Here is a 10,151-nt window from a genome sequence, read left to right as displayed (position 1 = left end):
GTCGTCACGATCGACGGTCAGGTCATCGGCGAAGTGCCGGTCGCCAGTGGCGTCGGGCACGTACTTCACAGTGACAACGATCCTCAAGCTCACGCCGGCTCTCCTACTGCATCGTCATTTCTGGGCTGCCTTCTTTCAGGCAGCATAGGCGCCTGAAGCGGCCGATCCCGGTCGGGGCGGCCCGCGCTCCGAACGAAATATTACTCACCAGTACACCCACTGGGCGCACACTAAGCAAGCGCTTTGGAATGTGACCTTCGCAACGCTGTGTAACCAGCGAGGTGAACCGGCGAGTACCCGAGCAGCCGCCCGGCCCGCGGGTTCAGTCGCGCAGGCTGTTGAACCGGCCCTGGTGGTACAGGAGGGGGCCGCCCACGCCGGAGTGATCGCCCAGCACGACCTCCGCCAGGACGATGCGGTGGTCGCCCGCCGGGACCCGGGCCACGACGCGGCACACGAGCCAGGCGAGGACGTCGTCGAGCACGGGAACTTCCTCGGGCCCCTTACGCCAACGGGTGGGCGCGCCGAACCGGTCGGCGCCACTGCGGGCGAAGGTGGCGGCCAGCTCCCGCTGGTGTTCGCCGAGCACATGGACGCCGACATGGCCGGCCTCGGATATCGCGGGCCAGCTGGAGGCTCCGGTGCCGATGCCGAACGAGACGACCGGGGGTTCGGCCGACACCGAGGTGAGCGAGGTGGCGGTGAAACCGACGGGACCGCGGGCTCCCGAGGCGGTGATCACGGCCACACCGGCCGCGTGCCGCCGGAACACGGAGCGCAGCAGATCCGGTGAGGCGGGCCGTGGGGTACCGAGGCCGGGCGTGGCCGTCATGGAGCTGTCCTTCTGCGAGAGCCGACGTGAGGTTCCCGCCGCTCGGGCGGAACCGGGGGCGGGAGACGGTCCTTGGCCGGTCAACAGCCCGGACCGCGCGCGCCCGCGGTGCGGGCTGGGTCCATGTCGGCGGACGCGGGAAGGAGGCTGTGCGGTGACATACGGTCAGGCTGACGAGAGGCGGCGGGCGCAGTCAAGGGCGTACGGGCATGTGCGAGATGGCTCACCATGATCACCGCCGGTCAGACGGCCTCGCCGAGCGCGGCGATGACGTCCGCCTTGCGCGGCTGCCCCGTCGCCCGCCGCACGATCCGCCCACCGGCGTCGAGCACGAGCACGGTGGGTGTCTTGAGGATGCCGAGATCGCGTACGAGGTCCAGGTGGTCCTCGGCGTCGATCTCCACGTGCGACACGCCGGGGACCATGTCGGCCACCTCGCCCAGCACCCGCCGGGTCGCCCTGCACGGGGAACAGAAGGCGCTGGAGAACTGCACGAGCGTGGCCCGTTCCCCCAGCGCCTGGCCCAGTTCCCCCGCGCCGAGCCGCTTTCCGCCGTCGCGCCCGCTCACCCGCACCCTCCCGCTCCGCCACCGGTGCAGCACTCCGAAGACGCTCGCCACCGCGAGCACCGCCACGCACACCACAAGTCCGTTCATCACATGCACAAGCATTCATCAGACCGCAAAGAATCCCGGGGTCACCCTCCACCCCGCGTACGGAATGCTTGATTCATGGACATCGACACAAGAGGACCGCGATTCGGGGCGGTGGTCACCACCGTCGTGCTGGCGATCACGCTGATCACGGGAAGCGTCTGGCTGCTGGCGTGGCAGACGCTCGCCTTCGCCCTGGGCGCCGCGGGCGGTGTGGCCCGCTCGCCGTACGGCTGGGTCTTCCGAAAGGCCGTACGGCCGCGGCTCGGCCCGCCGACGGAGTTCGAGGCGCCGGAGCCCCCGCGGTTCGCCCAGGCGGTCGGGCTGGCCTTCGCCGCGGTGGGCCTGATCGGCTGGACCGTGGGGCCCGCGTGGCTGGGCTCGGCGGCAACCGCGTGCGCTCTCGGCGCGGCGTTTCTCAATGCCGCGTTCGGGTACTGCCTCGGGTGTGAGATGTACCTGGTCGTACGACGCGTGACGGTACGCGCAAAGTAAAGGTGGGTTAAAACCCCGAGGTGGATCAAGGGGCGACGTGACGAGGATCTCGCCGTTCCACGGCACCAGGGCTGGCCACCCGTCCGTTCTTCGGGCACGATCTGCGCATTGCCGTAAACCTACGGCAGCGTAACTTTCCCGCCGGGAGACCCCTTCCCAGGCAGAGAGAAGGGTCCACCCCGTCCATGGCAGAGATTGTCTACCGTCCCGTCGTCGGCCTCGCCCAAACGCTCTTCAAGGCGTGGGACCTCAAGATCGACTGCAAGGGATCGGAGAACATTCCGCGCTCGGGCGGCGCCGTGCTGGTCAGCAACCACATCAGCTATCTGGACTTCATCTTCGACGGCCTGGCCGCTCTGCCGCAGAAGCGCCTGGTGCGCTTCATGGCGAAGGAGTCGGTCTTCCGGCACAAGATCTCCGGTCCGCTGATGCGGGGCATGAAGCACATCCCCGTGGACCGCGCCCAGGGTGAAACGGCGTACCAGCACGCGCTGGACTCCCTGCGTTCCGGTGAGATCGTCGGGGTCTTCCCCGAGGCGACCATCTCGCAGTCCTTCACGCTGAAGAGCTTCAAGTCCGGTGCCGCGCGCATGGCCCAGGAGGCCGGCGTTCCGCTCATCCCCATGGCCTTGTGGGGCACCCAGCGGCTGTGGACCAAGGGCCACCCGCGCAACTTCAAGCGCAGCCACACCCCGATCACCATCCGGGTCGGCGAGCCCGTGGAGGCCCCGCAGGACCAGTACGCGGGAGCGATCACCCGGCGGCTGCGCGAGCGGGTCCAGGAGCTGCTCGAAGCGGCACAGCGGGCCTATCCCGTACGCCCCAAGGGGCCGGACGACACCTGGTGGATGCCCGCCCATCTCGGTGGCACCGCCCCGACCCCCGAAGAGGTGCGCGCGGCCGAGGCCCGCTGACCCCTTCCCCGCACCATGAGGGACGCTCCCCCCGCCTCACAGCGCGAGGGGAAGCGTCCTGATCAGGGACTCCCGGCCGGGGGCCGCCCGCATCGCGCCGATGACGGCAGGGTGCGGTTCGGCGTACAGGCCCGGATAGTCCAGCTCGCCGAGGTCCGGGTCGGGCGTGAAGGCGAGCCGTTCGCCGTCGAGCGAGAACCGGGCGTCCACACCGGGCTTGTTGCCTCGGGGATCCTGCCGGTGCCAGGCGCCGTCGAGGCGTACGGCGACGAGACCGTGCAGCACCTCGAACCTCTGGTAGCAGAACGCGGTGGGAATGTCCTCGGCCCGCAGCAGCGCGGCCAGCGCGTGCGCCTTGGCGTGACAGATGCCCGTGCGCTGCTCCAGGACGTCGGAGGCGCGCCAGGTGACCCGCGGATCGCCGGAATCGGCCGAGTGCGGGATGGTGTCCCGCACGAATTCGAACGCCGCTCGCGCATAGGCATACGAGTCGACGGATCCCTTGGCGAGTCGCGCGGCTGTCTCGCGGACGAGGGGATGACCGTGGTCGACCACCTCGTCGGCCGCCAGATAGGCGGACAGGTCCCTGGTTCTCTGGATCAGCTCCATGCCCGTAGAGCATAGGAATGCGACCACCCGAGAGTCAATGACTTTTCAGGTGGCCGCATATCTATGCACGCCATCCTTGCGCGCTGGTGCTCTGCGGCTCCGCTACTGCTGAGCCATCTCCTCCTTGAGCGCCGCCACGAAGCCGTCGACGTCGTCCTCGGTCGTGTCGAAGGAGCACATCCAGCGGACATCGCCGGCGGTCTCGTCCCAGAAGTAGAAGCGGAAGCGCTTCTGCAGCCGCTCGCTCACGTCGTGCGGGAGCCGGGCGAAGACCGCGTTGGCCTGGACCGGGTACAGGATCTCCACCCCGTGCACGGCGCGGACGCCCTCGGCGAGGCGCTGGGCCATCTCGTTGGCGTGCCGGGCGTTGCGCAGCCACAGATCCTTGGCCAGCAGCGCCTCCAACTGCACCGAGACGAAGCGCATCTTCGAGGCGAGCTGCATGGACAGCTTGCGCAGGTGCTTCATGTGGCTGACGGCGTCCTGGTTGAGGACGACGACCGCCTCGCCGAACAGCGCGCCGTTCTTGGTGCCGCCCAGCGACAGGATGTCGACGCCGACCGCGTTGGTGAACGTCCGCATCGGGACGTCCAAGGAGGCGGCCGCGTTGGATATCCGGGACCCGTCCAGGTGCACCTTCATGCCGTGCGCGTGGGCGTGGTCGCAGATCGCGCGGATCTCGCCGGGCGTGTACAGCGTGCCCAGTTCGGTGCTCTGGGTGATCGAGACGACCTGCGGCATCGCACGGTGCTCGTCGTCCCAGCCGTACGCCTGCCTGTCGATCAGTTCGGGCGTGAGCTTGCCGTCGGGCGTGGGCACCGTGAGCAGCTTGAGGCCGCCCATGCGCTCGGGGGCGCCGCCCTCGTCGACGTTGATGTGCGCGCTCTCGGCACAGATCACCGCGCCCCAGCGGTCGGTGACCGCCTGGAGCGCGACCACGTTCGCGCCGGTGCCGTTGAAGACCGGGAAGGCCTCCGCTCCGGCACCGAAGTGACTGCGGATGATCCCCTGGAGGTTCTCCGTGTACGCGTCCTCGCCGTAGGCGACCTGGTGCCCGCCGTTGGCCAGGGCCAGGGCGGCGAGCACCTCGGGGTGGGTCCCCGCGTAGTTGTCGCTGGCGAAACCGCGGACGGCCGGGTCGTGATGACGGCGGGCGTCGGTCTTCGGAGGGTTCACGGCTTCTCGGTCAGCCACAGGCGCTTTCCGTTCACTTCGGCGGCGGGCCGGTCCCAGACTCCGACGATGGCCTCGGCCAGTTCCGTGACGTCCGTGAAGCCCGCGAACTTCGCGTTCGGCCGCTCGGCGCGCATCGCGTCGTGCACCAACGCCTTCACCACCAGGATGGCAGCGGCGGACGTCGCGCCCTCCGCGCCCTCGGCGATGCCGGCCTTGCGGAAGTAGTCCCCCATGGCCAGGGTCCACGCCTCGGCCGCGGCCTTGGCCGCGGAGTAGGCGGCGTTGCCCGCCGTGGGGTTGCTCGCGCCGGCGGCGCTGATCAGGACGTACCGGCCGCGGTCGCTGGACTGCAGCGCCTCGTGGAAGGCCAGCGTGGTGTGCTGCACCGTGCGGATCAGCAGCAGTTCGAGCAGGTCCCAGTCGTCGAGAACCGTCTTGGTGAAGGTCTCGCTGCCGCGCCAGCCGCCGACGAGGTGGACCAGCCCGTCCACCCGGCCGAAGTCCTTCTGGATGCGCGCGGCCCAGTCGCGGGTCGACTGCAGGTCCAGCAGGTCCACGGTGTCGCCGACGACGGTGGAGCCACCGTGCGCGTAGCGGGCCGCGTCCACGGCCTCCGCCAGTCGCTCCGCGTCGTTGTCCGCGCCGATCACGGTCGCGCCCGCCTCGGCGAGCCTGAGCAGTGCCGCGCGGCCGGCGGGTCCACCCGCACCCGCCACCGCGACCACCGCACCGCTGAGAGCCCCGTTCCCCATGGTCTTCGCCTCCTGAGCAATGTTCTCGCTACCGCGGTCGGTCACGCGGCGACCCGCTCGGAGCCGGCCGCGGTGATGCCCTTGGTGGAGGCGATCACGTTCTTCAGTTTCTTGGAGAGCGCCTCATAGAACATGCTCAGGGGAAACTCGTCCGGAAGCACGTCGTCCACGAGCTTGCGCGGCGGCTGCGACAGGTCGAGCGCGTCCGGGCCCTTGGCCCAGCGGGAGCCCGGGTGCGGGGCGAGGTAGGTGGAGACCAGCTCGTAGGCCTTGAACCAGTGGACGAGCTTGGGGCGGTCGATGCCCGCCCGGTAGAGCTCCTCGATCTCGGAGCACAGCTGGTTGGTGACCTGCGGGGCGCGCTGCCAGTCGATGTGCAGCTTGTTGTCGGTCCAGCGGACGACGTCGTGCTTGTGCAGGTAGGCGAAGAGGAGCTGTCCGCCGAGACCGTCGTAGTTGCGGACGCGGTCGCCGGTGACGGGGAAGCGGAACATCCGGTCGAAGAGGACGGCGTACTGCACGTCGCGGCCGTGCTCGTCGCCCTCGGACTCCAGCTTCACGGCCTCCTTGAAGGCGGTGAGGTCACAGCGCAGCTCCTCCAGGCCGTACATCCAGAACGGCTGGCGCTGCTTGATCATGAAGGGGTCGAACGGCAGGTCGCCGTGGCTGTGGGTGCGGTCGTGGACCATGTCCCAGAGCACGAAGGCCTTCTCGCAGCGCTCCTGGTCGTGGACCATGGCGGCGATGTCCTCGGGCAGGTCGAGGCCGAGGATGTCGACGGCGGCGTCGGTGACGGCGCGGAAGCGGGCGGCCTCACGGTCGCAGAAGATTCCGCCCCAGGTGAAGCGCTCGGGCGCCTCGCGCACCGCGATCGTCTCGGGGAAGAGGACGGCGGAGTTGGTGTCGTACCCCGCGGTGAAGTCCTCGAAGGTGATGCCGCAGAACAGCGGGTTGTCGTAGCGCGTGCGCTCCAGCTCGGCGAGCCACTCGGGCCACACCATGCGCAGCACGACCGCTTCGAGGTTGCGGTCCAGGTTGCCGTTCTGGGTGTACATCGGGAAGACGACCAGGTGCTGGAGTCGGTCCTCACGGTTCGCGGCGGGCTGGAAGGCCAGCAGCGAGTCGAGGAAGTCGGGCACCTGGAAGCCGCTGTCGGCCCAGCGGCGCAGGTCCTTCACAAGCGCCTCGTGGTAGGCGACGTCGTGGGGCAGCAGCGGGGAGAGCTCGTCTATCGCCTCCGTCACCCGGCGCACGACGGCTTCGACGTCGGCGGCGGCGGGGGCGCCGTCCGCCTCGAAGTCGATCGAGCCGTCCTTGGACTGCCAGGGCCGGATCTGCTCCACGGCAGCCTTGAGCACGGGCCATGCCGGGTGCTCCACCACCCTGGCCACGGGAGGAACCCGCTCCTCCGAACCCACCTGCACAAGAACTTCCGTCATGTCCCATCCTCCACAGGAAAACCTCGCGTATGGACACCGTATGTATGCGAGGTTCCGTTACGCAAGAGGGAACCCGGGAGATTATCCTGCGCACCCCCCACCTTCACCGCTCTTTTTCCTGTCCGACACCGTCAAGGCGAGACATACACCACAGCGTCCCGCCGGGCGCCGGCTGCCGCCGCCCGGTCCTGCGGCTTCCCTCACCCGGGCGGCGTACGCGTGGCCCTCGTCACGGAGGGGAACGCCGGGCCGCACCGGCACGGCGCCCGGGAACGGCACTCGCGCCGCGCCGTGTGAATCCGACACTCCCATTGCACGGCGTAGGAACGGGTACACGGCACAGCCAGGCCATTAGGCTGCGGCCTGGCGCGTGGCCGCTCCGCCGGAACCACGCGCGAGCCGAGCCGCCGTCGACGGAAGCGAGTCGCATCTTGAACTTCCTCACCATCGGTCATCGCGGAGTGATGGGTATCGAGCCCGAGAACACCCTCCGTTCCTTCATCGCCGCCCAGAACGCGGGCCTCGACCTCATCGAACTCGATCTGCATCTGAGCAAGGACGGCGCTCTCGTCGTCATGCACGACGCCGACGTGGACCGTACGACCGACGGCTCGGGGCCGATCGCCGACAAGACGCTGGCGGAGCTGCGCGCGCTGGACGCGGGACACGGCGAGCGCGTCCCCGTCTTCGAGGAGGTCCTGGAGGCGGTCAGGACTCCGTTGCAGGCCGAGATCAAGGACGTCGCGGCGGCCAGGGCGCTGGCCGAGGTGATGCACCGCAAGGACCTCGTCGGGCGGGTCGAGGTGTCGTCGTTCCACGACGAGGCGATCGCCGAGACCGCCCGGCTGGTGCCGGGGGTCCGCACGGCGCTGATCGCCAGCCGCTACGGCACCGACGTGGTGGACCGCGCGGTCGAGGCGGGCGCCGCGACCGTCTGCCTCAACATCCGCAGGCTGAGCCTGGAGGTCGTCGAACACGCCCGCAAGGCCGACCTGAAGATCATCGGCTGGGTCGTGAACACCCAGGACCACCTGCGGCTGGTGCGCGCTCTGGAGCTGGACGGCGCCACCACCGACTACCCCGAGATCAAGCGGACCGGCCGCTTCACGGCGTAGCCGGACGCGGTGCGCCGCGCCGTCCGCGGCGACACGCACGGGCCGCTCGGTGAGGACACGCCGAGCGGCCCGGCCGACGGCGCCGCGTCCACGCCGAGCGGCCCCGGCCCGGACAGGTCCTAGGCGAGCGGCTTGACCAGGAGTTCGAAGCGCAGGTCGTCGCGCTGGGGGACACCGAAGCGCTCGTCGCCGTACGGGAAGGGCGTCATCCGGCCCGTACGGCGGTAACCGCGCCGCTCGTACCAGGCGATGAGGTCCTCGCGTACGGAGATCACGGTCATGTGCATCTCCGTCGCGCCCCACACCTCGCGGACGGTCCGCTCCGCCTCGGCGATGATCACCTTGCCGAGCCCGCCGCCCTGGAGCGCGGGACTGACCGCGAACATGCCGAAGTAGGCGTGGTCGCCGCGGTGCTCCAGCTGGCAGCAGGCGACGAGGGCGCCGTCGCGCTCCACTGTCAGCAGCCGGCTGTCGGGTGCCCGGACGACGGCGCGGACCGCCTCGGCGTCGGTCCGCTGGCCGGCGAGGATGTCCGCCTCCGTGGTCCAGCCGGCCCGGCTGGAGTCCCCTCGGTACGCCGATTCGACCAGCGCGACCAGCGCGTCCACATCACTGTCGACGGCGTCGCGGAAGGTCAGTCCGGTGGCGGCGGCGGTTTCCATGGCAGCGGTTCTCCGATCGGTGGCGCGGTTGGGCACGCCCGAGCGTAACGCTCCCCCGCGAGCGGCCCGCCGGTCGCGGGGGATGCCGTCGTGCCCCGGCCGGCACGACGGCGATGTGCGCACCCCACACAGGCCGTAGGCTCGGGGCGCATGGTGCACGTACTGAGCAGCCGCACTCTTCTGCGTCCGACTGACCCGGAACGTTCGCGCGTCTTCTACGGCGAACAACTCGGCCTCGCCGTCTACCGCGAGTTCGGTACGGGACCCGAGCGCGGGACCGTGTACTTCCTCGGCGGTGGCTTCCTGGAGGTCGCCGGACGATCCGAGACACCGCCCTCCCCGGCGCTGAAGCTCTGGCTCCAGGTCGCGGACATCGCGGCGGCGCACGCGGAGCTGACGGCCGCCGGCGTCGAGGTGCGACGGGGGCCGGTGCGGGAGCCGTGGGGGCTGATCGAGATGTGGATCGCGGACCCCGACGGGACCGAGATCGTGATCATCGAGATCCCGGCCGATCATCCGCTGCGCCACCGGCCCTGAGGTCCCGGCCGGCCGTACGGGCTGCCGGACTCGCGGATCGTCCCGCACCCCCGTGCACGGCCCCGGAGTGCCCGGCGCGCGCCCGGGGCACGGCGACGGCCACCGGACCGTCACGGAATCCGGAACCGGCGTCCGGATGGCCGGTGCCGCGCGGCAGGCTTAGCGTGCTGAGGGGGCTCGCTGCGGAAGGAACGTCATGAAGCTCGACAGGCCGGTGCCCGGCGGACCCTGCTGGACGGAGCTAGGTACCGACGACCTGGAGGGCGCCAAGGCCTTCTACGCCGATCTGTTCGGCTGGCGCCCGGAGACGGACCCGCGTCAGGAGGCGGGCGGGTACACCGTCGCGCACCTGGGGGACGCGGCCGTCGCGGCGATGACCCCGATCTACCAGGAGTCGCAGCCCGTCGCCTGGAACGTGTCGTTCGCCGTCACCGACGTGGACGCGACCGCGGCGGCCGTGCAGGCCGCCGGCGGTACCCTCGCGCTCGCCCCGATGGAGGTGCTCGACGTGGGCCGCTTCGCGGTCGCCTTCGACCCGGGCGGCGCCGTGTTCCAGATGTGGCAGGCGCGGGCCTTCCCCGGCGCGGGACTGTTCAACGCGCCCGGCTCGCTCGGCTGGGTGGAGCTCCTGACCCGGGCCCCGGACCGGGTGACCGAGTTCTACACGACGGTGTTCGGGTGGACCGTGACGCCCTCGGCGCACTACCCGCAGTGGGGCGTCGACGGCGCCGACTTCGGCGGCATGGTGACGATGGACGAGAACTTCGCGCACGAGGTGCCCTCGCACTGGCTGCCCTACTTCGCCGTCGAGGACGTGGACGCCACGGCGAACGCGGTCCTCATGGCGGACGGCCACCTGCTGATGGAGCCCGTCTCCCAGCCGGGCGGCCACCGCCGCCTGGCCGTCGCCCGGGACAGACAGGGCGCGGCCTTCGGCATCTACTCGGAGGGCGGGAAGCACTGACCC

12 protein-coding genes and 1 pseudogene are annotated in these 10,151 nt (G+C 70.3%); 5 read left to right on the top strand and 8 right to left on the bottom strand.

Translation table 11 applies throughout. The features are described from left to right. The 3 genes and pseudogenes from ACF07B_RS28170 to ACF07B_RS28160 all read right to left on the bottom strand — a co-directional run. Positions 1-93: pseudogene (locus tag ACF07B_RS28170) on the bottom strand (electron transfer flavoprotein subunit beta); the annotation flags it as partial. A 229-nt stretch (positions 94-322) separates the two neighbouring features. After that, the gene (locus ACF07B_RS28165) at positions 323-832 is read right to left on the bottom strand and encodes a flavin reductase family protein (RefSeq protein WP_392180987.1); all 510 of its coding nucleotides are present in this window, start codon (positions 830-832) and stop codon (positions 323-325) included. A gap of 242 nt (positions 833-1,074) precedes the next feature. Further along, positions 1,075-1,488 carry a TlpA family protein disulfide reductase gene (locus ACF07B_RS28160; protein ID WP_392180986.1) on the bottom strand — a complete coding sequence of 138 codons (414 nt, stop codon included), beginning with the start codon at positions 1,486-1,488 and terminating at the stop codon, positions 1,075-1,077. A gap of 75 nt (positions 1,489-1,563) precedes the next feature. On the opposite strand from ACF07B_RS28160, the gene ACF07B_RS28155 reads away from it, so the two are divergent. Then, positions 1,564-1,980 (top strand): DUF4395 domain-containing protein, encoded by a 417-nt coding sequence (locus ACF07B_RS28155; RefSeq protein ID WP_392180985.1) that lies wholly within the window; start codon positions 1,564-1,566, stop codon positions 1,978-1,980. A gap of 185 nt (positions 1,981-2,165) precedes the next feature. Further along, positions 2,166-2,894, top strand: a complete 729-nt coding sequence (locus ACF07B_RS28150) for a lysophospholipid acyltransferase family protein (protein ID WP_392180984.1) — start codon at positions 2,166-2,168, stop codon at positions 2,892-2,894. Positions 2,895-2,930: 36 nt separating this feature from the next. On the opposite strand, the gene ACF07B_RS28145 is transcribed toward ACF07B_RS28150, so the two are convergent. From ACF07B_RS28145 to ACF07B_RS28130, 4 genes are all read right to left on the bottom strand, one after another. Next, positions 2,931-3,503: a transglutaminase domain-containing protein gene (locus tag ACF07B_RS28145; protein ID WP_392180983.1), complete on the bottom strand. Its 573-nt coding sequence runs from the start codon at positions 3,501-3,503 to the stop codon at positions 2,931-2,933. A 102-nt stretch (positions 3,504-3,605) separates the two neighbouring features. Next, positions 3,606-4,679, bottom strand: a complete 1,074-nt coding sequence (locus ACF07B_RS28140) for a threonine aldolase family protein (protein ID WP_392180982.1) — start codon at positions 4,677-4,679, stop codon at positions 3,606-3,608. After that, entirely contained in the window at positions 4,676-5,431 is a 756-nt protein-coding gene (locus ACF07B_RS28135; RefSeq protein WP_384241504.1) for an SDR family NAD(P)-dependent oxidoreductase, read from the bottom strand. The genes ACF07B_RS28140 and ACF07B_RS28135 overlap by 4 nt, the downstream gene beginning before the upstream one ends. A 41-nt stretch (positions 5,432-5,472) precedes the next feature. Beyond that, positions 5,473-6,870, bottom strand: coding sequence for a DUF6421 family protein (locus ACF07B_RS28130; protein ID WP_392180981.1), 1,398 nt, complete (start codon positions 6,868-6,870; stop codon positions 5,473-5,475). Between the two features lie 431 nt (positions 6,871-7,301). Between ACF07B_RS28130 and ACF07B_RS28125 the strand changes: the two genes are divergently transcribed. Next, complete coding sequence (locus ACF07B_RS28125) at positions 7,302-7,985, top strand: glycerophosphodiester phosphodiesterase (RefSeq protein ID WP_369479673.1); 684 nt, start codon at positions 7,302-7,304, stop codon at positions 7,983-7,985. Between the two features lie 119 nt (positions 7,986-8,104). On the opposite strand, the gene ACF07B_RS28120 is transcribed toward ACF07B_RS28125, so the two are convergent. Beyond that, entirely contained in the window at positions 8,105-8,647 is a 543-nt protein-coding gene (locus ACF07B_RS28120) for a GNAT family N-acetyltransferase (RefSeq protein WP_369479674.1), read from the bottom strand. 150 nt (positions 8,648-8,797) lie between these two features. Here ACF07B_RS28120 and ACF07B_RS28115 point away from each other — a divergent pair, with 150 nt between their 5' ends. Continuing rightward, positions 8,798-9,184 carry a VOC family protein gene (locus tag ACF07B_RS28115; protein WP_392180980.1) on the top strand — a complete coding sequence of 129 codons (387 nt, stop codon included), beginning with the start codon at positions 8,798-8,800 and terminating at the stop codon, positions 9,182-9,184. 196 nt (positions 9,185-9,380) lie between these two features. Further along, positions 9,381-10,148 carry a VOC family protein gene (locus ACF07B_RS28110; RefSeq protein WP_392180979.1) on the top strand — a complete coding sequence of 256 codons (768 nt, stop codon included), beginning with the start codon at positions 9,381-9,383 and terminating at the stop codon, positions 10,146-10,148. Positions 10,149-10,151: the final 3 nt, after the last annotated feature.

Origin of the sequence: Streptomyces sp. NPDC015532 (genome assembly GCF_043078065.1) — a bacterium.
Lineage (GTDB): Bacteria > Actinomycetota > Actinomycetes > Streptomycetales > Streptomycetaceae > Streptomyces.
This window is presented reverse-complemented; position numbering and strand designations above follow the sequence as displayed.

Coding starts and splice junctions, on each gene's coding strand:
- ACF07B_RS28165 (WP_392180987.1), bottom strand. CDS start 832: ATGACGGCCACGCCCGGCCTCGGTACCCCACGGCCCGCCTCACCGGAT.
- ACF07B_RS28160 (WP_392180986.1), bottom strand. CDS start 1,488: ATGAACGGACTTGTGGTGTGCGTGGCGGTGCTCGCGGTGGCGAGCGTC.
- ACF07B_RS28155 (WP_392180985.1), top strand. CDS start 1,564: ATGGACATCGACACAAGAGGACCGCGATTCGGGGCGGTGGTCACCACC.
- ACF07B_RS28150 (WP_392180984.1), top strand. CDS start 2,166: ATGGCAGAGATTGTCTACCGTCCCGTCGTCGGCCTCGCCCAAACGCTC.
- ACF07B_RS28145 (WP_392180983.1), bottom strand. CDS start 3,503: ATGGAGCTGATCCAGAGAACCAGGGACCTGTCCGCCTATCTGGCGGCC.
- ACF07B_RS28135 (WP_384241504.1), bottom strand. CDS start 5,431: ATGGGGAACGGGGCTCTCAGCGGTGCGGTGGTCGCGGTGGCGGGTGCG.
- ACF07B_RS28130 (WP_392180981.1), bottom strand. CDS start 6,870: ATGACGGAAGTTCTTGTGCAGGTGGGTTCGGAGGAGCGGGTTCCTCCC.
- ACF07B_RS28120 (WP_369479674.1), bottom strand. CDS start 8,647: ATGGAAACCGCCGCCGCCACCGGACTGACCTTCCGCGACGCCGTCGAC.
- ACF07B_RS28115 (WP_392180980.1), top strand. CDS start 8,798: ATGGTGCACGTACTGAGCAGCCGCACTCTTCTGCGTCCGACTGACCCG.
- ACF07B_RS28110 (WP_392180979.1), top strand. CDS start 9,381: ATGAAGCTCGACAGGCCGGTGCCCGGCGGACCCTGCTGGACGGAGCTA.